At 66.4% G+C, this 21,272-nt stretch carries 20 protein-coding genes; 12 read left to right on the forward strand and 8 right to left on the reverse strand.

Features of this window, described 5'->3' with window-relative positions; all coding sequences use genetic code 11:
* Positions 1-123 precede the first annotated feature (123 nt).
* Positions 124-906 (reverse strand): hypothetical protein, encoded by a 783-nt coding sequence (locus H5397_RS12335; protein ID WP_182817785.1) that lies wholly within the window; start codon positions 904-906, stop codon positions 124-126.
* A 17-nt stretch (positions 907-923) separates the two neighbouring features.
* Positions 924-1,577 (reverse strand): nitroreductase family protein, encoded by a 654-nt coding sequence (locus H5397_RS12340; RefSeq protein WP_182817786.1) that lies wholly within the window; start codon positions 1,575-1,577, stop codon positions 924-926.
* Between the two features lie 80 nt (positions 1,578-1,657).
* Here H5397_RS12340 and H5397_RS12345 point away from each other — a divergent pair, with 80 nt between their 5' ends.
* The 12 genes from H5397_RS12345 (at position 1,658) to H5397_RS12400 (ending at position 18,311) form a co-directional block, all read left to right on the forward strand.
* Positions 1,658-2,791 (forward strand): radical SAM protein, encoded by a 1,134-nt coding sequence (locus H5397_RS12345; protein WP_309224363.1) that lies wholly within the window; start codon positions 1,658-1,660, stop codon positions 2,789-2,791.
* A 2-nt stretch (positions 2,792-2,793) separates the two neighbouring features.
* On the forward strand, positions 2,794-3,678 hold the full coding sequence (locus tag H5397_RS12350) for a hypothetical protein (protein WP_182817787.1): 885 nt from the start codon (positions 2,794-2,796) through the stop codon (positions 3,676-3,678).
* Between the two features lie 132 nt (positions 3,679-3,810).
* Positions 3,811-3,963: a hypothetical protein gene (locus H5397_RS12355; RefSeq protein WP_182817789.1), complete on the forward strand. Its 153-nt coding sequence runs from the start codon at positions 3,811-3,813 to the stop codon at positions 3,961-3,963.
* Positions 3,964-4,233: 270 nt separating this feature from the next.
* Complete coding sequence (locus tag H5397_RS12360; protein ID WP_220492251.1) at positions 4,234-5,331, forward strand: radical SAM/SPASM domain-containing protein; 1,098 nt, start codon at positions 4,234-4,236, stop codon at positions 5,329-5,331.
* The gene (locus tag H5397_RS12365; RefSeq protein WP_182817791.1) at positions 5,303-6,682 is read left to right on the forward strand and encodes a radical SAM protein; all 1,380 of its coding nucleotides are present in this window, start codon (positions 5,303-5,305) and stop codon (positions 6,680-6,682) included. Before H5397_RS12360 ends, H5397_RS12365 begins: the two co-directional genes overlap by 29 nt.
* A 94-nt stretch (positions 6,683-6,776) precedes the next feature.
* On the forward strand, positions 6,777-7,415 hold the full coding sequence (locus H5397_RS12370; RefSeq protein ID WP_182817793.1) for a bifunctional 2-polyprenyl-6-hydroxyphenol methylase/3-demethylubiquinol 3-O-methyltransferase UbiG: 639 nt from the start codon (positions 6,777-6,779) through the stop codon (positions 7,413-7,415).
* Positions 7,366-8,124: a TrmO family methyltransferase gene (locus H5397_RS12375; RefSeq protein ID WP_182817794.1), complete on the forward strand. Its 759-nt coding sequence runs from the start codon at positions 7,366-7,368 to the stop codon at positions 8,122-8,124. Before H5397_RS12370 ends, H5397_RS12375 begins: the two co-directional genes overlap by 50 nt.
* Before the next feature lie 84 nt (positions 8,125-8,208).
* The gene (locus tag H5397_RS12380) at positions 8,209-10,848 is read left to right on the forward strand and encodes a hypothetical protein (protein WP_182817795.1); all 2,640 of its coding nucleotides are present in this window, start codon (positions 8,209-8,211) and stop codon (positions 10,846-10,848) included.
* Complete coding sequence (locus H5397_RS12385; RefSeq protein ID WP_255438886.1) at positions 10,833-12,191, forward strand: ATP-grasp domain-containing protein; 1,359 nt, start codon at positions 10,833-10,835, stop codon at positions 12,189-12,191. The genes H5397_RS12380 and H5397_RS12385 overlap by 16 nt, the downstream gene beginning before the upstream one ends.
* A 2-nt stretch (positions 12,192-12,193) precedes the next feature.
* Positions 12,194-14,461, forward strand: coding sequence for a hypothetical protein (locus H5397_RS12390; RefSeq protein ID WP_182817797.1), 2,268 nt, complete (start codon positions 12,194-12,196; stop codon positions 14,459-14,461).
* Positions 14,458-17,148 carry a pentapeptide repeat-containing protein gene (locus tag H5397_RS12395; RefSeq protein ID WP_182817798.1) on the forward strand — a complete coding sequence of 897 codons (2,691 nt, stop codon included), beginning with the start codon at positions 14,458-14,460 and terminating at the stop codon, positions 17,146-17,148. The genes H5397_RS12390 and H5397_RS12395 overlap by 4 nt, the downstream gene beginning before the upstream one ends.
* Positions 17,145-18,311: a hypothetical protein gene (locus H5397_RS12400; RefSeq protein WP_220492252.1), complete on the forward strand. Its 1,167-nt coding sequence runs from the start codon at positions 17,145-17,147 to the stop codon at positions 18,309-18,311. Before H5397_RS12395 ends, H5397_RS12400 begins: the two co-directional genes overlap by 4 nt.
* Positions 18,312-18,352: 41 nt before the next feature.
* Here the strand turns inward: H5397_RS12400 and H5397_RS12405 are convergent, their stop codons facing one another.
* The 6 genes from H5397_RS12405 to H5397_RS12425 all read right to left on the reverse strand — a co-directional run bounded on the left by H5397_RS12405 (position 18,353) and on the right by H5397_RS12425 (position 21,268).
* Positions 18,353-18,814, reverse strand: a complete 462-nt coding sequence (locus tag H5397_RS12405; RefSeq protein WP_182817800.1) for a hypothetical protein — start codon at positions 18,812-18,814, stop codon at positions 18,353-18,355.
* A 239-nt stretch (positions 18,815-19,053) separates the two neighbouring features.
* Entirely contained in the window at positions 19,054-19,176 is a 123-nt protein-coding gene (locus H5397_RS18370; RefSeq protein WP_255438887.1) for a hypothetical protein, read from the reverse strand.
* 105 nt (positions 19,177-19,281) lie between these two features.
* Positions 19,282-19,581: a hypothetical protein gene (locus H5397_RS12410; protein ID WP_182817801.1), complete on the reverse strand. Its 300-nt coding sequence runs from the start codon at positions 19,579-19,581 to the stop codon at positions 19,282-19,284.
* Positions 19,582-19,592: 11 nt separating this feature from the next.
* Complete coding sequence (locus tag H5397_RS12415) at positions 19,593-19,877, reverse strand: hypothetical protein (RefSeq protein WP_182817802.1); 285 nt, start codon at positions 19,875-19,877, stop codon at positions 19,593-19,595.
* Positions 19,870-21,006, reverse strand: a complete 1,137-nt coding sequence (locus H5397_RS12420) for a C2 family cysteine protease (RefSeq protein ID WP_182817803.1) — start codon at positions 21,004-21,006, stop codon at positions 19,870-19,872. Before H5397_RS12420 ends, H5397_RS12415 begins: the two co-directional genes overlap by 8 nt.
* A gap of 1 nt (position 21,007) precedes the next feature.
* Positions 21,008-21,268, reverse strand: coding sequence for a hypothetical protein (locus H5397_RS12425; RefSeq protein WP_182817804.1), 261 nt, complete (start codon positions 21,266-21,268; stop codon positions 21,008-21,010).
* Positions 21,269-21,272 lie beyond the last annotated feature (4 nt).

Genomic DNA, 21,272 nt, shown 5'->3' on the forward strand with positions numbered 1-21,272 from the left:
CCTGGCACCGGCTCGGGGCATCAACGGCGCCAACCGAGCCCAGTCCTCATCGGTCAACACCGGCATCCGACTCACGGGACCTCACCCTGCCCGAGAAGCCCCTGCAGGGTAACGAGACACGCCCTAGAGGATTTCGTAGGGGCGGAGCGCCTTGCCGCCCTCTGCCATGACGGCGGCATTGTGTGTGGCCGTGGCGGAGAGGTCTGCGATGTCCGCCGCAGTGGCACGGCCGGCCAAGGACTTCGTTCGCACACGCGCATCAGCGGCTTCATCATCGTCCCGGGGATCTAGATAGTCGACCAGCGCGGCTCCCAGGGCCACTTTGATTTCATCCCGTTCGCGACCCTCCGCCCAGTGAGCGGCGCGCGCGTATGCGTCCCGGGCTTGGGCGTGGGCTCCTTCGAGGAGCAGGAGGAAGCCCGTCTTCTCCTCGACCATCCGACGCATTGACCGCAAGGAGGGGGCAGTCCGGGCGGGGGGTTCGGAGGCGTCCTGATCATTGGGTAGAGCCGTCAGAACGGCCTCGATGACGCCCCGGGCTGCGGGGGCGGGCTGCATGACATCGATGGTCCGTCCACGCGCGTAATCGTCGTTCGCTTGGGCCAGCAACGTGAATGCGTCAGACATGATGAGAGCAGCGACACCTTCACGCCAGCCGACGGCGACCGCCCGAGCCAGGCTGCGAGCGCGCCACAGGCGGGTTGCGGTGTGGTTCTCGGCCATCGCAGACGACAGCTGTGCTATCCGGCACGCCTCGGCGTCAGCGATCGAAGGCTCCCGTTGCTGCATCGCAGGCCACGCATCGTCGGCGACCTTGGCTGCTGCCCCGGTCGACGTTCCCATGCCGTCCTCGGAGGCGAACACCCCGGTCATTCGGAGGAGCAGGTCAGCTGCAGCGTCACTCATGGCGGTTCCTTACTACTTCATGCGTGGTACACCACGCGATCCAGCCCGGGTCGGGCCGGGGCATCCATGGGTGGGACCGGGGTGGCATCGCTGTGGCCTAGGGCGAGGGCACCCAACACCTCGCCCTCGAATCCGAGCAGTGACTGGATCGATTCCTCTGCGATGGCCGCATCGCCCAAGAAGCAACCGTGGAGACCGTGGTCCAGCGCGCACAGCCACATGTTCTCAAGTGCTGCTCCCACCCCGATCATCTCCAACGCCAGGCCGAACAGAGCCGAGTCCAGCTTGTCGCGTTCGATGGTGAGGAGTACATCGAGCCCGCGGGTGAACGGGGCCACGTGCTCGATCACGATGGCGACCGGGACTTCGTCGAGGACTGCAGCGGAATCGATGACCGTGGACCGGTAATCGGGTCGGGCCCGCCCGGTCATGGGGTCGTGGGGGACATAGGATGTTATGTTGGGTGCGGCGCGCATCGCATCGGCGATCTCCGAAAGCAGTCGGCGCTCGGCGACGACGTGGAGCCGCCATGGCATCGAGTTCTTCGAGGATGGGGCCGCTAGGCCGCAGCGCACGATGGCGTCCAAGGCCTGCTCATCGATGGGGGCACCGTCGAAGCCGAACCGAATGCTACGGCGCGACAGAATCAGGTCGGTGAGCGTTCGGCCCATCTCTGGTCCGCGCATCGTCACCCCTCTCCGAGTCTCGTAAGGCAGGATAGCGTGTGGCCGTCCAGCACGAGGGAGCGCACGTGACACTGACAGACGCACAGGAGCTGAAGATCGGGCTCATGGCGGAGGGCTTGACCCTCGGCTCCGAGGCCGCTGCCTGGTTGGACGAGGTGACGGGAGGCAAGAGCCTCACGTCGGCGGACTACGCCTCCACCAGCGGTTTGATCCTCGAACTCGACGGGGTGTGGGTCAACGCGCCGATCCACGCGCAGAATCCCAACTTCGTCGGAGTCGAGACGGAGTACCACCTGGAACGTGTCGACGACGAACTCGTGGTGTCTGGGCGTGGTCGCTCAGCCATCGCGCGCTACTGGCCACAACCCGCTTACCACGGTACGGCGAACCAGTACGGTCCCTTGAACAATTTCGTGTTCACCCATGCGGATCGCGTGCGACTGTCGCCTATCCGCGGGTGCGCCATGACCTGCGACTTCTGCAACATTCCCTTCGACGACCCGCTCGAGGTCTACACCCTGAAGTCCATCGAAGGCTCCGTCGAGGCGATCCGCGTCGCGCTGGAGGATCCGGAGCAGCCCGCTCACCACGTGTTGATCTCGGGTGGCACACCGAAGCCAAAGGACGCCGATTTCCATCGGGAACTGTACCGGCGAGTCCTGTCCGCGTTCCCGGAGGTCGCGGTCGACATCATGATGGTCCCCCTGCCCGGGGTGTTGGACCTCCCGGAGCTGGTGGCCCACGGTGTTGCCGAACTCTCCATCAACCTCGAGGTGTACAGCCGGGAGCGCGCACGGGAGGTCGCCCGACACAAGTTCAACCAGGGATTGCCGTTCTACCTCGACTTCATCGAGGAAGCCGCCGGCATCCTGGGGCCCGGTCGGGTGCGCTCGATGCTGTTGGTCGGGCTCGAGCCCCCCGAGGACACCTTGGCCGGGGTGGCGGCCATCGCCGAGCGAGGTGGAGTGCCCGTGCTCAGCCCCTTCCGTCCCGACCCGGTGACGCCGCTGCGCGCCACCCCGCCCCCCAGCGCATCCGTGCTCCGGGAGGTCTTCCTCGCAGCGCGGGAGATCGCCCATGCGCACGGCATCCCGTTGGGGCCAAGCTGCCCACCGTGTTCGCACAACACGCTCAACTTCGCCGAAGATCTGGAAGGGTGTCGCGGGCACGCCCACGGCGAGCCAAGGATGAGGGGCTGACCATGCGCACGCGGCGATCGATGGATGACTTCTCGGACGCCGACGTGGCCTGGCTGATGGACCGCGCCGCTGCACACCGCGAGGGCTCTGCTTCAAGGGTCGTACCGCCCCCGGTGGTGGGATTGCTCTTCCTCGAGACATCGCTGCGCACCCGTCTGGGATTCTCTGCGGCCGCGGCCAGGTTGGGGGGCTGGCCCTTGCCGGTGTTCGAGCAGCGTCACAGTGCGATCTCCATGGACGAGAGTGTGGCGCACACCGTGCGCGCCCTCTCGGGCTACTGCGATGTCATCGTCACGCGCCTTCCGGTCCCCCTGAATTCGGACGTGCTGCCGCTCAGGCCCCGCTGCCCGATCCTCAGCGGTGGGGATCGGGGACCGGCTGGTGAGCACCCGACGCAAGCGCTGATCGACCTCTTCGCGTTGCGCAACGATCTGGGGGGAGCCGCCGGTAGATCGGTGGTCGTGGTCGGTGACCCCCGCATGCGATCCGTGGTCAGCCTGTGCCGGTTGCTCGTCCGTCAGGGGGTGGGGGAGATTAGGGTGCTGACGGTGCCCGGTCTCTTGGCGGGCCGGCAACCCCCCGGTGGCGTGGCCGATCGTGTTCGAGCCGTCTTCGACTGGTCGGACGCCGCAGGTGCGGACTTCCTCTACGTGGCCGGGATCCCCCACGAAGCCGTGTCCCTGGAAGACCGGGATCGGCTGCGTCTGACGCCGGAGCGACTGGCCGGCCTGGGCGAGGGCTGCGTGGTCACTTCGCCCCTGCCGGTCATCGACGAGATCGACGAGGAGTCGTGGGCGGACCCGCGCTTGCGGGCCTTCGAGCACAGCGACGATGCCCTGTTCGTGCGGATGGCGCTGCTGGAACTGGTCCTCGGCGCCGCAGGCTGAGCGGGCAAGCCCCGCCGACCCGAGACGAAGAACGGACACATCCCGGACAGCCCGCAGGGGAGGACGCCCCACCCTCCCTCGATTCCCTACCTTACGTAGTAGGTGCGAGCGACGCTCGCGGGAAGGAGAGAAGTGTCCGTTCTGATTGACGACGAGATCCGCCTCGACGACGTGCAACTGGATGACGTGGACGTGGAGGAGTTGCTGGTGGTCCTGCTCGGGGAGCCCGAACTGGACCGTGTCGAGATGTGCGCCCAGTGCGTGGGGGAGTGCAAGGTCTTCTGACCTCGCGGAGGGGAATGAGCCATGACCGTCGTTGACACCGATGTCTTCATCGTCACCCGAGGCGGGCGAGCCGCAGTTTTCGCGCCGCTGAAAGGGGTCCTGGCTGAACTCCCCCCGACCGTGGCGCAGGCCCATATTGATGGCAGGCCCACGGCGGGCGCCCTGACCAAGGTGCTGTCGGGGCTCGGTCTCCTTGTTGAGGCCGGGTCCCGCACCACCCCGCCTGTCCGCGCTGTGGACGGGTCGTTCGCTCCCACCGGGGTGGTCTTCATGGTGACCGCCGCGTGCAACCTGCGCTGTGAGTACTGCTATGCGGACGCCGGGGACCACGCGGTCGAGTTGTTCGACCGAGCGATGGCCCGGGACGCGGCTCGCTGGGTAGTGGACAATGCTGCGGCCGCCGGAGTGTCGGAAGCCCACCTGAACTTCCATGGCGGTGGCGAGCCAACCTTGGACTTCGACCTGATCGAGCATGTCGTGACTTGGGCACGTGTTTATGCCGCGAACGAGCACGACGGGCGCGTTCGAGTGGTGGCGGGCATGGTGACCAACGGGATGACCACGCCGGCGAGGCTGGAGTGGATCGCCGAGAACATGGACAGCGTCCAGGTGTCCTACGACGGGCCGCAGGAGGTACACGACCGACAGCGGCCCACGATCCATGGCAAGGGATCTGCGGCAGTTGTGCGCCGAGCGATCCTGCACCTGCAGGGGAGGGTGCCCGACCTGTTGGTGAAGGCCACCATTTCCGCGGCGTCCGTGAACTCGATGTCGGAGATCGCCGAGCACTTCTGCACCACCTTCTCCCTGCCCCGGTTCCACTTCGGGCCGGTCCTGGGCGCTGGCCGGGGTCGGTTCCCCCAGTTCGGTGAGCCTGACCCGGTCGACTTTGTCGCGAACTACCTCAAGGCCAAGGAGGTGGCCGCCGGGTATGGGCGGACGATCGTGGTGTCCGGCGCCGAGAACACCTTCCCGCGGATCCGCGAGACCTTCTGCGGCGTGACCGACCCCAACTTCGCCCTCACCCCATCAGGTCACATCTCGTCCTGTTACGAGGTCATGTACGAAGGCGACCCTCGCTCGGGGGCCCATTTCTTCGGACGCTACGATCCCGAATTCCGTTCGTTCGTGACCGACACCGACAGAGTTCGGCAGGCGCGCTCACGCAGCGTCCAAGGGCTCGACCGGTGTGCCCGGTGCTTCGCCAAGTGGCAGTGCGCTGGAGACTGCCAGATCCGCTGGTTGGACAGCCTCTCGGGGGAGGAGAGCGTCGGTCTGGACGTCAGGTGTGAGATCAACCGCAGCCTGATCTCACGGCGGGTCTTCGTTGAGATTGATCGTGTCCACGGACCGCGTGGCGAGGGCTGAAACCTCCGGAACCACCCGTGTGGTGTGGATGATCAGTCCGGATGAGGGAGACTCCTTCGCCCTACTGGGCGAGTACGACGACCTGCGATGGCTCGCGCTCTCCCAGCACTTGGTCCGCCGGGGTTTCGAGGTGGCATCTTCGCTGGGTGAGGGGTTGCCGTCGGCTGCTCGGCCTGCCGCCGTCGTCCTGAACGGCCTCAATCGGACCGCTCCGCAAGCCGGGCGGCTCGTGCGTCGGGTGCGTTCCCTTCTCCCTGAGGTCCCTCTCTACGTGACGGGCCGGGCGGCCGTGGAGGTGGCGAGCGCCCAACCGCCGGCGTTGGCCGTTCAGGCTGCGAGCGAGGACGCCCTGGCCGTCGGTCTGCTCCCGGACGGGAGCCTTTCGTCGGCCACCCCCAGCATGGACTGGTGGCAGCGCCTCACCCCGGACCGCTCAGGCGGCCCCAAAGCGCCCCTCGGTGTCCTCGACGTCGAGGCCACCCGTGGCTGCACCCACGCCTGCACCTTCTGCAGCGTGGGCCTCGGCCCGGATGGGTATCAGCGCGGATGGGCGCCGCGGGCCCCTCGCGAGGTAGCTGCTGAGGTGCAGAGGTGGGCAGGGGACACCGGCGCATCGCGGGTTCAGTTCGTGGATGACAACTTCCTGGGATCGTCACGCGAGGCGGCAGCCTGGGCGCGTGAAGTCGCTGTGGAGTTGCGCCGTTTGGTGCCGGCGCTGAGATTCTCGGTCTACGCGCGCCTTGACCCCACATTGCTCGACTGCCTCGACGACCTCCGTTCGGCCGGACTGGTCCAAATCCACAGCGGAGTGGAGTCGGCCAGCCCTCGCATGCTGCGCATCCTCCGCAAGGGCGTGAGTCGACAAACCCTCGACCGGGTCTACGACCGCGTGGTCGAGCACGGGGTCGAGGTGGTGCCGTCCTTCATCATGTTCGACCCGCGGGCGCAACCCGCAGATGTCCGGGACACGTTGGACTGGATTCGCAAGCGCGATCTTGAAGCGTGGTTCACCCCGACGACGGCACTACCGTACGCGGGAACCGTCCTGACCGAAGAACTCGCGGGTACGACACCACAGGGCTCGGTATTCCTTGGTCGGGACGGTCGCCCCACTGAGCCGGAGTTCGCCTTTTCGTCGGTCAGTGTGGGCCGGGCGCTAGCGGTGGCCCGGGAACTAGACGCGGTCGAGGGCGCTCGACTGTCCCCGCCCTTGGACACGCTTATGCGAATCCGGATGCGGAGGGACGCTGAACTGTTGTGTGCGCCAGTCGATGGGGACGCCGATCTGCGCACGCTTGCAAGGCACAGGGCCCGCCAGATGGCGCTGGTCGCCGCGGAACTGGAGGAATGAGGTGGCGCCAGGCCCGACCTTCACGCCCGGGGCTGTCTTCGACGCCCTGGCGGACCGCCACGACGCCGCCCGCTGGGCGCCGTCCCCGGGTGGCTTGGACGACCATGTGGATGCCCTCTTGGCGCAAATGGCCGCGCAAGGCACGGGTTCCGTGGTGGCACTGGGGGGAGGAAGCGGGCCAGAGCTGCGGGAGTTTGCCAAGCTCGGCTGGTCGTGCACGTTGGTCGACACCTCGACTCGGATGCTGGCCCTCGCCGCTCGGCGCCTCGGCCCGGCGGTCCGCTATGTCCAAGAGGACGCCGTCCGCTACATGACAGTTCAGCCGGAGCGGAGCGCGGGCACGATCCTGCACGTGGGCGAGATCCTTGGTTACGTCGAGGACCCCGAAGGTCTCGTCCGTGCCAGCGCGCGTGCCATGTCCGCGGACGGGAACCTGGTGCAGACTTTCGTGGACGCCGCACGCATGCGCGGACGGCTCGGCGAGTCATCTGTCCGCCACTTCAGCGGGGGGTACTGGTTCCTCGAGCGGCGGGACCCACCCTTGCCGATGGCTGCGTTCGACATTTCGCTCGTCCTCGGGTGGCACGCCACCCACGGACTGGAACCGATCCACCGACGCCTCGGCCCCGGCCCCCGCTGCGTCGTGGTGTCGCGTCTGGCCGACCAGCCCAGAAGGAGTAGTCATGAACCCGGAAGCCTTCCGCCTCCGCCCCATCGGCGTGGTCCGATGTGAGGCTGCCACCGTCGCTGACGTACCGTCCGAGGGCTTGCCCTCCACCGTGGTCGTCGATCCCGCGTACGCCGACGCGCTCGTCGGCGTCGAGGTGGGTGACCACGTCCATGTCATCACGGTGTTCCATTTGGCCGACCCCACGGTGCTCCAAGGCAGCCCGGCGACGGAGCACACGCAAGGGGCCTTCTCGATCCGTTCGTCCTGCCGCCCCAACCTCCTCGGCATGACTGTCGCCAAGGTCACGGCCATCGATGGCCTGAACGTCAGCTTCGACTGGCTCGACTTCGTGGACGGCACACCCGTCGTCGACCTGAAGCGCTACAACTGGCGGTGGGAGTGCATCCTGTCGGCTCGTCGACTCGACCGGCGCTTCATCGAACAGCAGATCGATCCACTGGCGCTTGCAACGGTGTTCGAGCGTCCGGCCGTGAACTTCCATGGAGAAGCGTGTGCCGCCACTGCACGAGCTGGACTGTTGGCGGCGAAGCTCTCGCAGGAGCACGGTGTCCGCATCCACGACCCTGCCTTCCGCGTCCGGGTCCGCGGCGACGGGCACTGGGTGGACGCCATGCAGGCGCTGACCGCCGCTACCTTGGGCAATGGGCGCCTCGAGATTATCGTCGACGCGGGAGGCGCCGAGGTCACGCTCGACAGTGGAGCATCCGTGGTGCACGCCGAGTGGCGCGGCGACGACTGGTTGATCGAGTGAGTGAGTCGTGGTGTGGAACTCGGGGTGCCGACCCGCTGTTCCCCTTACGATGCCAGCAGTCACGTTTTCCGGAAGGGGGGGCACGTGGACACTTTCGACATCGTGGCGGTGACCGGTGCGGAGGGGGATACTAGGGGCGTGGATGCGTCTAGCCCCCCGGAGTTGCGCACGTTCGGGGCCGCGGGTGCCGTCACCATCCACCTCCTTTCGAGCAGCCCGGCGCAGCTTGTGCGGGCCAAGGCACTGAAGGCAGGGAACCGTGACCCCAACGTTTCGGTCGCGGTGATCGACACCGCGGGGGTCCTGCCCGTCCGATACCTCGCACACGACATCAAGTTGTTGCGTCGAGGGCTCGACAAAGGCACCGTGTGGGTGAACGGCGACGCCGGCCCTGAGGTGGATCGAGTTGATCTCATCCAACTCGCGACGGCCTATGAGCTGCCAGTGAGGCACGTCGACGGAACCCGCGTCATCCAGGCGCCACGCCACCAGATGCCGCCATCGCGTCTGGTTCGAGCGCTGCACTTCTCCGTGTCGAAGGTGCCCAGCGAAGACAATGAGGTATTGCTACGTGAGATGGGTTTCGCCGGGCTCGTAGGCATTCGGTCCGAGAAGGAGTACGCCGCCACGCCAGCCTTGCTGGATCTCTTCGCTGACCAGCGGTTTGTCGGGGTCAAAGACACCGAATCCGCCTGCGCAGACCTCTTGGATCGCCTCGGCGACCATCGACGTGCAAGAAAGCTGCGCGGTCTCATTCAGCGGTGGATCCGGAATCGGCTGTGGTCGGTTAACCAGGTTCCCGAGATGGTGGCCCACAACGAGGACCACGCGGTCGCCGTCGACCGCAACATCTCGTTTCTGTGCGAGTCCATCACGCGTCCGTTCCAGCCCGGCAAGGAGGCTGGTGAAATCCCCAGCCCGCGGCTTCTCAAAGAGATCATCTTGTCTCGGAATGACCACAGAGCGACGCTCAGTACCCGTGACCTCTACCTATTGGCCGTGGCTGCCTGGTTGCACGATTGGGGACACGCATCGCTCGTGCTGGGCGCCTCGGGCTTCGTGACCGATCCGGTCGTCGTCCGGAACTACCACGGCTATATGTCAGCGGAACTGATTTCATCGCACAAGCGGGCCGCTGCACATGGCCTCAAGCCCTCGGCGGACAAACCCGACGAGCGGTATGAAGAGGCGCTCGACCAAGCAGAGATCAGGATTCTCTGCGCCCACCACCAAGGCAGTTCATCCTGCGGGCCGCTTGCCTCGGCATCGGAGGGTAAGGGGCTGCACAAGAGCACCGCCCTCAAGGCGCACCTCAGCCTTGAAGACAGGGTTCACGGGGAACTCGAGAGGGTTGACGCCGACTCCCCGAAGCTCATCCGGGACTCCTTGCCTCGAATCCGACTGCTCGTGGCCATTCTGCGCGTGGCGGATGCTGCTGACGTGGGCGGGCACCGCACCCCAGACTTCGAGCACCAAACTGGGGCGCGGGAGGCAGTTACCGAAGCACTATTTCAGCTGAGAGCGCCCATGCGCGTCGATGCGGAACTCGAGCTGAGCTGGGTCAAGGAGATGGCGGAGATCCAGAAAGCGATCACAGCGTTACGCGGCAAGATCCTCCCGGAACATACGGCTGAAGAAGTGAAGTCGATCATCGCACAGGTGAGCGATGAGCCGGAATGGAGGTTTTATCCTGAAGATGGTGACGACAAGGATCCCACTATTCTTGCCATGTGGAGCTATGCGCTGCATGTGATTTCGCAGTCGGGTTTCTACCAATTGCACCACACCGTGAGATGCGCGGTCCCCTTCATTTCGGACGAGCGACATCTGCGTCTCGCGGTCGTCCCGGATAAGAACGAAGACCCTGGCGTCGCGTGGAAGAGCGTAGAGACGGACATCCTCCGTGAGTTCGGCAAGGTGCGGGGAGGCGACGGGGGGCCCCTCATGACTGAGGAGAAACCTCCCGGCTGGAAGGGGCCCATTCGGGAGGCCTTCAGCTTCTGGCTTGGGGTGACACCCGCAGTGGATGCCGTCGCGCTCCCACCGGAATCTTGGAGCGAAGTGCCCTTGGCGCGAGCGGCGCTTGCGGTCAAGACTGCTCCTGTGGGTATCGAAACCTCGGGAGTGCTGCTTTCCGCGGCGGGGGACCTCGCGGCGCGCAAGGTGGCTGATCTGGTGACGTTCACATTCGGAGGAGCCGAGGAAACCCGCAGGTTCAAGGGCTCCGTGTCGGGTGAGCTGCTCGCGGTGGGCTGGGTTGATGGTGCGCACAAGGCGGTCGTCCTGGCGTACCCCCGAGGTTTGGGGCTCGTTGGGGAGGGAGGGATCAGCCGAATCCTTGATACAGAGCCGGGTGCCAGAGCAGCCGCGCTCACACCCGATGCCGTGCTGTGGGCAGATGGGGCTGGGAGGTGGAGAGCGCACTGCTTCCAGGGATCTGCCCTGGAGGAACCTCCAACGTGGCTGGTGCCCGGCGAGATCCTACACTTGGACGCGGCCTCCACAGGGAAGGGCACGGCGCTCGCCGTGCTCCAGTCAACGGATGGGAAGGTCCTGGTCCGCACCGGCTTGGTCACCGAGGAGGGGGCGTGGCTGCGCGGCCCCTGGATCGAGGCGGGTGGGGCGAGGCGCGTCGAGTGGCTCCGTGAGCCCGGTCGTACCTGCCTGACTCTGTCGAGCCCCGACCTCCGTGAATCCCACGAGGTCCAATGGGCGGACGGATGAATGCCCGGGACGCGCTGGTCCGCAGGCTCAGTGATGCTCTCGGCCCCCGGCGCCTGATCTGGGCCGGCCTGCGTGGCAGCGATGCGGAGTCCCTCGTAGACCTTCCCCAGTTCGATGCCTCCTTCACGATCCTGGACGCCTATCAGCGGCGTCCGCTCACTTACGGGGTAGCGTACGAGTCCTTCACTGGTGAGCGTCCCGACATGGAACGGTGGGACATCGACGAACACCTCGAGGATCCCGCGTCCAGGGAGTTCCGCCATGGCTTGTTGACCGCCATGGGCGTGGAGTCGGCCCTCCTCCCGTACCGGCCGTCCAGTTTCCTGTCCTCGCTGTGGTTCGCTCGTAAGGACCGATGCCTCAACCTCGGGCTGTTCGGCGCTCACCAGAACGCCTTCGAGCACAAGCCGTGGGTCGAATCCTCCTTGGCTGATCGGGGTGTCCCGGGGATGGGATGGACGTACGTCGCTGATGAGGAGCAACTCCTTGCGCAGAGCCGCCTCTCCAGCGGGCCCTTGGTCCTGCGTCGCAGCCGTACGTCCGGCGGCGAGGGCATGGTCTCTGCCCGCACGGCCGCCGAGATGGTGTCGGTGTGGCCGCAGGCCGACGAGTCATTCGTCAGCGTGGCGCCGTACATCAGCGGTGGAATCCCACTCAACATCGGAGCCACGGTGACCGAGGGCGGCATCGCGGTGCACCACGCCTCGGTGCAGTTGATCGGCATCCCCAGTTGCACCACGCGCCCGTTCGGCTACTGCGGTAACGACTTCGCTGCCGCTCAGGATCTCCCGGACTCAGTCCTGGACGAGGTGGAGGCGAGCACGCGCACGATCGGCACGTGGCTGGGCCGTCACGGCTACCGGGGCTCCTTCGGGGTTGACTTCTTGGTCAAGGATGGTGTGCCGCTCTTCACCGAGGTCAATCCCCGGTTCCAAGGGTCGACCGCGGCGTCAGCCCGCCTCTCCGTCGAGCAAGGGCTGCCCTGCCTGCTGATGGAGCACACGGCTTCCTTCCTCGACGTGCCGCTGATCGAACGGCCGCCGCTGCGCTATCAGGTCCGGCGTGCTGCGCCCCTCGCCCAAGTGGTCGTCCATTGGGTCGGGGAGCAGCCCGCGGCGGTGGACGCCGCCGCACTAGTCGATGCCGTCTCGGCGCTGGCACCCTCCTGTGAGGTGGAGGCTGTCGTCCCCGAGGGATGTCTGGTGCACCCAGGGGCCACCGTGGCGCGATTCGTGGTGCGGGAGCGCCTCACCGGGACGGGCTTCGACCTGGCACCTGCTTGGGACGAAGTGATCGCTGCCTGGAATGGTCAGGCCCTGCAGGGCGCAAAGAACAAGGAGTAGCCGTGCCTTATCGTTATCCTACCGAGCTGCCCGAAGGGACCGTGGAGGAGCCGTGGGAGTCCTGGACCACCTTCTCGAGCCACGTTACTGGTGCGGCTGACGCCCGCCTGTGCCAAGTTGCGCACGAAATCAAGCCCAAGATGTCCAGAGGCGGACTCGCTTGGCCGACTCTCGTTATCGGTAGCGAATGCCTGCGCGTCCGCAACCCTCAGACGGATCGGGCCATCGAACTGCTTCCGGATGCCTTGCGTGACGAGCTTGCCGAGGCGTTGACGACCATCCTGTCCGGTATGGCCAACCCCGGGCTGGCTGGAGCGGAGGATAAGAATAACGTCTGGCTCGACGCCGTTGTCGGCTTTGTGGACCAAGTGGTCACCGATCGCCTGGGGCGTAGTCCGTTCAAGCATGGGGAGAGGCCGACCACCTGGAGCTCTGGGCCTTCTTTGGAAGGCATCGAGGAAGAAGAGGATCCGTTTGAGGCCGAGACGGGCGGCGAGGTTTCCGCTCCCGCTCCCCTGACCCAGGCAGAGGAGGACCGAGCGCGGCTGGAAGCCAACAAGAAGTCGGGGCAGTTCCTTGGATGGGAGTTGCGCCTAATAATCGCAGCTGCCACGCTGACGCAGCACTACTTCAAGGGCAAGCTCCAGACCACCAAGTCGGTCAGCCGCTGGGCGCTCGAGACGCTGACCATTTCTGAGGTGTACGAGCCTTACAGTACGCGGTCTGTAGTGTCCCTCAGCGCGCTCTTGGGGGAGTTGGAAGAACTACCACAGGACGAACAGCGATCCATGCGGCAGATCTCGTCGGTGGCCTCGACGATGCGTGAGGCGCTGCGGCCAGAGTCCCGACAGGAGACGATCTCGCTGGCACACCTCCAGGCTTTGACCGAGTTCGCGTGGGACCGGATCATCCGGCGCTTTAGCCTGTACTCGTGGTACCCCGACTGGCCGGAGTTCTTGGTGCGGCTCAGCATGGACCACCGCTCACACCCGGTGGGGCGGGGTTTCACCCGACCTGCGCCCCGCACGGTTTCGGACGCAGCGGGGATCGTTCAAGCCGCGTTGCAGGAGACCACCCGGAAATCGGCGGAGGAATACCCGAGTAGCGCGACCGGTCAGGACGACAAGGCGGAAGAGGCCCGGTTGAGCACTTACGCTGCCTATGCCGACCTTCTGTTCGCGATGGCCGATATCCGCGAGGAGCGTCCAGTGGTTGACCCACCGGCCGGTGGTCAGGCCAAACAGCTAAAGGCTCCGGGGTCCCGTAGGGGCACCCCGCCCCCTGCGAGCGCATTCGTCACCACATTCGACGTGGAATTGGAACTGGCGCTGGCGTCGCGCTACCCGGACCGGGCGTTCGTCATCGCGCTGCCGGTCAACCTGGTGGAGGACCTTGAGGGGGATGACTTGGCCTCCACGATGTGGCTCGGCTGCGTGGTTAGGCCGGATGATGCGAAGCCCATTCTTGAGAGGGTCACGGAACCCGACGCGGATGCCTGGTTCCTCTTTGACGCCTCGCCGAGCGGGGAGAATAGACCAACGATCGATGCGCCGGCAGAGGGGCTCATCGCCGAGGCGCTGGCTGGCCACGCAGAGAGTCTCGGTGCACTGCCGATCGTGATTCGCTTGGCGGGTTCGCCCCTGATGCGCTTGCCCGCCATCCAGGGCCACGCGGGGATCGGCCGACTGGGACAGGCATCCTTGGTCCGCGCGCAGTTGGAGGGAAAGCTGGACAAGGACCGGCAGGGCCTCACCATCTGGGACGACCCGCAGCGGGCAGAGAGACCGGTGGAGATCCGGTTCGTCCACGCCACCTTACTCGACGAGCACCACGCGATCCGGCTCAGCCTGCCTGAGGTGCTGGACACAGGGCGATCCATCCCTCTCCCCCCCGAGCTGACCAGTGGCATGGCGGACAGCAAGTACTGGCGCTATTGGTTGTTGCTCGGGGTCGAGATGGCGGACCCGGTGATCCGTTACCGGGTTGCGGCCCAAGTGTTGGGTGTGAGTCTCCGCGGTGATCCGGCCAGCCACCTCCGTGCGAAGCGGGCCGGAGTCGTCTTCAACCGACGTCGGCTCAACTCTCGAGCGCTCGACATGCTGGCCTGGTGCGGTTTCGATGTCGTTGTTGACGCGACGGCACCCCTGCCGATGGTCTCCGAGATTCAGCATTACGTGGATCATCTGCGGGCGGAGGTTGGGCATTCCTGGCCCGACAAGGCGAACGTGTGTCGTCTGAACGAGCGACACGAGAGGGAGGCCGACCGATGAGCAACGCGAGTGAGCCCGGAGGCGGGCTCCGTGGCCGATGGAAGCGGTCCTTAGTCGAACTGGAGGGGACCTGCCCTTGGGCGGGCCCGCGCCCTCTGACGCGCGTCAGGGACGGTTCGGCGCGCTACCGTTTCGTGGAGCGGGCGAAGGAAACCAAGACCTTCGTCGATGTGGTGCGGAACAACCGGCTCATCGTGCTCCACGGCGAATCGGGCGCGGGCAAGTCCTCGCTGCTGGACATGGTGCTGCTCGACAGGTTGGACGACGACGGGTATGCGGTGCTCCTATGCCGCGCCTGGGGGCAGTTAGGCGACCGCCACCCGGAGGAGTTCCTGACCGAGGAGTTCCGGCGCAGTGACCTGCTCCATCCACAGGTCTTAGAAGAACTCGAGCGTGGCCGGACGCTGATCGACGTGTTGGACGACCTCTACGAGGGCGATGCGGTGATCGTCCTGGACCAGTTCGAGGAACTTATCCGCAACCGGCGGCCGAGCGACTTCGATCGCATGAGCGACTGGATTCTGGGGGTGAACCGGAGCCGGCGCACCAAGGTCGTCATCTCCCTCCGGTCGGAGTACCAGCACCGGTTGACGGGGCTGATCCAAGGAGCACGGCCCTTCTCCACCACCTACGTGGAACTCCCCATCGTCCAGAACCGTGAGGCGATCCAAGCAGTGGTTGAGTCGGCCAACAAGCGGAGCGAGGGCGTCGCCATCGAGCCGGACGCCGTTGCTGCCTTCATGGACACGTGGGGAGAGGCGGAGGAGGCCGGCCGGCGTTATGGGCTGCTGGCCGTTCAGGCCAGCCTCTACTCGTTGCACTACTTGGCTCGGGACCGAATGGCCGGTCAAGGCGCCACTCTTGCAGGTCCGGTCGTTGTGACCGAGGAAGACGTGCTGGCGCTGAGGCAGTCCGCGGACGAGGCCGCTCGCACCTCGGTCGCCCACCTTGACATGTTCACGCACAGCTTCGACCAGGCGATCGAGTTGCGTTTGGCCCACTGCATGGAGGCGTGTCAGGGTTTGGAGATCCCCGAATGGTTCGTGCACAACGCTCGGGCCTGCGTCGTGGACGCCGCCCAGCACCTGTCGAGCGGCGACTACAAGCTCGAGCGGGAGGTGGGGGACCTGTTGGTCCGCAGCAAGGACCGTGAGTTCCGTCTCACCGGGTGGCCCCGCGACACCGCCAAGCGAGCGGCGGCCGACTTGGTGCGCCAACGAGAGGATTTCGACTACCTGACGGCCACCCGTCCGGGCCTCAGCGCGAGCTTGGACCTGGCGATCACGGAGCCGTCCGCCACGGATGGCGACCGGGGCTTCATGCGCGCACAAGGCGTATTCCCCCTGCCGTGGGTGGACGATCCCCGCGATGTGTCGGCTGGAGCCATGCTGGCCTTCCCTGCTTCAGCCGTGCTGCTGGAGCAGCTCCGGGCCTATACCTTCGCCCTCGACTGGCTCGTCGAGTCCTACTTGCTGAGGGTGACCTCCAGCGAGGAGGCGCTGTCCGTCGCCCTGATCCACGATGGTTTCGGCCCTCCTTTGGAGGCATGGGCGAACCGGCTGGGCCTGGAGACCTGGGCGGCAACATCCGCCGTCGTGGCCTATGAGGGGCGGCGGTTCGACTGGGCTGCGCAGGCCGGGGCGCCGCTGGCCAACGATGCGTCAGCGCCTCGACACCTCGTCAACGTGCGGTGGCGCAATTGTCGTGTGGACCAGGCATCGTTCGCCCACGTCGTGTTCGTCAACTGCGACTTCCGCGGGGTGACCTTCGAACGGTGCAGGTTCGAGGGTGTCACGTTCGTCAACTGCCTGCTGGACGGTGCTTCCTTCGAGGGGTGCACAATCGTGGGGGCGGCCGACATCGGATTCGACTTCGAGTTAGGCGCGACCGACGCGGAGTACCAGGTCTCGGTGGCGGCAGCCGCCGCCGAAGCCGGCAAGAAGGTGACCGACATGCCCGACTTCCTCCTCACCCGGGGCGTCGGACAGGTCGTAGCGGATCTGCGCTGGTTCCGAGGCGGTGGCGTGGCGGAGGACTGCCTCTACTCACCCACCTCCGGGGTCTCCGCGGTCCCGTGGCCGTCGGGGAAGGACCTCGGCGTCCCGTGGGTGCCCCAGACGTCGGGCGTGGCCATGTACGGCGGACGCTTGAGTTCGCTGATGCTCAAGGACTGTGAGTTCTTGCCCGGCGAGGATGGCGAAGAGGCGAGTCTGGCACTCTGCTTCATGGCTGGAAGCTCCCTCGACTTCGTTGAGCAGGGCACCGGCCGGGTGCATCTCTACTTCTCCACGATCCGAGGACTGGCGGTCACGAACAAGGTTGATCCCGAGTCCAGGAAGCCAGAAGAGCGATTCCACCTGCGAGCCCACGAGTGCGTCCTGGCCAGCACATTCTTCGGCGAGGGGCTGCAAGGGGACGCGTGGTTGCGCTCGTCCATCGTGTTGGGGGTCACCAGCGCCAGCGACGATGCGTTCCGGGTGACAGTGGAGGACAGTTCGGCTGCGGACGGCGACAACGTCGTCTTCAGCCTCGTCACCCCGTACCCGGGGTTCGGGACAGGCGCCTTGAGCCCCGAGGCCCAATCCGTCCTGGCCCGCGAGACCCGTCTGTTGGCCTACCGCTCCGTCCCCGCCAAGCTCGAGGTCGAGAGCCGGGTCCGCCAGCAGGGGGCCGCCGCCCCAGAATGAAGAACCCCTTTCTGTCCCGCGTCGCCCTCCGTCTGCGGCATGGCCGACCGGCCTTCCCCTCAGACCGGCTCACGACCATCCACCATGAGGTGGTGGGTGGACGGCCCTTCGTCAGGCTCTGGTTCCTGACCGAGGGCTGCACACACGATCGCCGCGGACACTGCACGATGTGCAACTACGGGATCGGCACCCCGGTGCGTTGGGACGCAGTTGTTGACGCCGTCGCTGAAGACCTGGCCGTACTGGACGGTGCGAACGGCACACTGTTGTTGTCCCCGTCGGGCAGCATGTTCGACGAGCGCGAGGTTCCCGCCGATATCCGCCGTGAACTGTTCGCGTTGGCTGCACGTTCGTCCTTTGAACAGGTCCTCTGCGAATCCCGTCCGGAGTCGCTGACCGAGGCGGTCGTGGCCGAGACGACCAGCATCCTTCCGGGAAAGCAGTTCGCCCTCGAAATGGGCTTGGAATCGAGTGACCCGTGGGTGCTGCGTTGGTGCGTCAACAAGGGCCTAGAACTCGCGACGCTTCGCGACGCGCTCGTGATGGCCGCCCGCCACGGTGTCCCCACGACCCTCAACGTGTGCGTCGGGACGGCATTTCTGACAGTGCGTGAATCCATCGAGGATGCCCTCGCCGCCGTGCGCTGGGGTCTGGGAGCGGGGGCGTCCGACATCGTGCTCTTTCCCCTGCTGGTGCGCGACTGGACCGTGCTCGCCCACCTGCACCGTCAAGGGCTTTACGAACCTCCCTCGTTGTGGTCGCTCGTGGACGTGCTTGGTCAGCTCGGACCGGACTTGGCACCCAAGGTCTCGATCGCGTGGTACCGCGACTACTCCGAGGCGGACGGGGGAGCGCCGGCCAGTATGGCCGTGCGTGCGCGTCCGGGCACCTGCCCCCGCTGCGAGGACGCCGTGCTGGGCAGCCTGGACGCCTATCGTGACTCGCAGGACTTCGCCGAGGTGACGGCACTCGTTGGCATTCACTGTGCTTGCCGTATCGCGTGGTTGGACGAACGTGCAGAGGTTCCGTCCGACCCGTTGGAGCAGCGGGTGGGGGCTCAGTACGCAGCCCTCGGGCGCGAGGTGCTGGGTGAGGCGTGGTGGGAACGCCACGGCGTTCGTGTGCTGGGGGAGATTCCACCCAGGTACGCAGCTGTCCGGTAAAGCGCTGGTGGTTCGCCCTCGGGTGAACCACCAGGTGGGGGTCAGGCTTCTTGATCTATAGCGTCGGCTGCCAGCCGTTCGAATTCGAACTCGTCGTTGAGGGTCCTCAGGGTGAAGGACATGGCGGCGCGCAGGCGGGGGAGGACCGTTGCGAGTGCGCGGGGAGTGGGCAGGCAGTCCGCCGGCGCAGCAACGCTCGCGACGGTGACGATGACCGAGTCTTCGACCTGGAGGCACTTCGACAGGGCGGAACAGGTGTTCGCGCGTGCCAAGCTGCGGGCGACGGCATCGCGGGGCAGGTCAGGCGGGGCGTTGAACTGGCAGCGGATCATGACCAGTTCGGGGTCGGCAGGCGCGGTGACGGGGATAGAGCACCACAGGCCGACGATCTTCAGCACGATCTGCTGGATTCCGTCGTCGGCCGACGTGACTCGGAAGGACATGCCCAGTCGGTCACGGATGGTCGAGGTGTAGCGTTCGATGAAGGCGTCGATGGTGCACATGGCGGCTCCTTGTCCGTTGGATCGGGTGTGCACCCAGTCAATGCCAAGGGCGTCCGTGGTGGTGGGTGGGGGCGCATGAGTGCCGGTCACGAATGGATCGTGACCGGCACTCGTCAAGGGGTGGGGACTACTTCGTCCTGGGACACTTGGGGAGCTGCGAGCATCGGTGGTCGGAGAAGTTGTTGACCCGTGCTTCCTTGCACCAGGCACACTGACAGCTGCACATGGTCTGCGCCCTCCTACTTCTTCTGGGCGGCGTCCACAGCCGCCTTGCCCAGCTTGCGGATCTGCTCCTCGGTCGGCTGCGGCTTCGGCCGCAGTTCGCTGGAGTTCGGGCGTTCACGGTTCTCGGGGTTGCGCATGATGGCGTCCTTTCTCTATGCCAGCGACGCTAGTCGAGCGGTGCCCGGTGGGGTGGCCCAGCGCCTCGTTGACCGGCTTTCGACCGTTCAGGCCAGAGCAACTGCTCAGGGGTAGAGCTCGATGAGCGGCTCAGTGGGGAACCCGACGACTTCGCAGAGCTCGAGCATTTCCAGACGCACCATTTCGATCACCTCCTCATCCACGCCCGAGACGCCGGTGATGGCGATGCGTGGGGTCGTCACCCCCTGGACTCGTAGCTGCTGCAGCTGTTCCTGGTGCCTCGCCATCGGCCCCGAGGCCGCTTCCACGGCGACGACCCCAGCGGGCAGCTCTCCCGTGGGCTGGCCTGCCCACTTCCCGTGGTGCTGTGGTGTCGGGTCCTGCTTCCCGAACATGTTGCTCAAGAATCCCATGGCTACTCCTTGTCAGATGGGCGGTTGATCGCAGCCGTCCATGTGTGCACGAGTTGGACGATGGCCTCCCCTGTGTCGGGGAAGTCGATTGACTCGACGGTGAGGCGAAGGCCACCGGGCAGGTCGAGCGGGTCGTGGGGACGTAGGGTCGACACCTCCTGGTGCGAGCCGTACGTGGCGAGCACCTGCACCCACACCTCGTCCCCGACCGGTTCCACGCGCATCACGCACAGGTCGATGCCGGGCAGGTGGGCGCACGTGCCCCGGGCGATGCGACTGTCAGTCATGGCTCTCCTCACGTGCCGCCGGGATGTAGGCGGCGTCGAAACTGTCCTTGAACTCGGCCTCCGAGAGCCACAGTTCATCGGCGCGCTGCGGGCCGTGGGCGACCTCACGGCCCGCAGCACCCCACGGGTTGACGAGGTGGATCAGCGGCTGCCTCACACCGGTCCTCGGATGGTCGCCCTCGGTCACGGTGGCCACGGCATAGGCGTGGTTGGGGACGACATCCTGGTTCCAGGGGCGCGTCCCTAGGACCATGGGCACGGAGCCTGCGCCGGACGTGACCGCTACGGGGCCGTGCGCCAGTGCCGCTGAGATCGTCTCCAGCGTGGGTGGCGGCATGCGGTGATCATAGGGTTCCCCGGTGATGAGTCGAAGGGCCAGCCCGGTGTCAAAGCCCTGGAGTGCGGCGTACCCCCGTCCTTCAAGAATGGCGATCGCCTTCTCGTAGAGGGTGACCACGCTGGGGGCGGGGACGCCCGTCCCCCGGCAGTAGGAGCCGGCCGCGTTCTGCGGGGCGGACGGCGACACCTCGATGTCGACCGGGCCCCGTTCGGGCTGCAGTCGAACGGTGTAGGTCCCGTCCGCACGCGCGCGGCACCCCTGAGCGAGCAGAGCCGGCCGCGTGATGCGGACGGCGTCGACCGCAGCCACCAGGCCGCAGTCCCCGATCTGGCCCTGTGCGCTCCGCGAACCGATTACGGCCGCCAGCCCGAGCGGAACCGGGTCGGGGAAGGCGAAGTAGGGCCCCAACTCCTCGGTCGTGTCCGGTTCGCTGGTGGAGTCGTCCGTGCCGTCCTCCAGGGGGACGCGACCCGTGGGCATTGTGTCCGGAGCCAAACCGGTTGCCCCCCCCGAAGTCCTGCCCACCGTCTGCTGGACGAACGACCGGCCTTGGGACGCCGCCTGGGCCAGGAGCGCCCCCGCCATGGCCACTTGGCGAGCCGCGAACTCGAGTTGGCTCGCCACCGCGTGGGTGCCCGGGGGAGGGCGTCCCTCGTCGTCGCGGGCGGCGGCCGCGACGGCTGCCGCTCCCCGGAGACGGGATGCCTGCCCCTGCAGGTGCCCGCCCAGTCGGCCGATGTCGTCGTTGACTGAGGACAGGACCCTGCACAGTGCCTCGAGCTCGCTCAACTCAGGCTCGTGCTGCCCAGTCGTTGGCGGCCTGGGCAGCCTGCTGCAGCGCGTTGATGGCCGACTCGAGTTGACGTTCTGCCGCCTGCAGGGTGGCGATCATCTGCTTGTCCACGCCGGTGGTCGTGCCACCGATGGTGGCGTTCACCTGACCGACGGCTTGGGAGAACTTCGACTTGAAGGCGGAGAGACCGCCGGCTGTCGACTTGGCGTCTCCGGCCACCTGGAGTACTTGTGCCTTGACCTGGCTCAGCTGGGACATGCCC

The sequence above is a fragment of the Propioniciclava sp. MC1683 genome (assembly GCF_014164675.1).
Taxonomy (GTDB): Bacteria; Actinomycetota; Actinomycetes; order Propionibacteriales; family Propionibacteriaceae; genus Propioniciclava.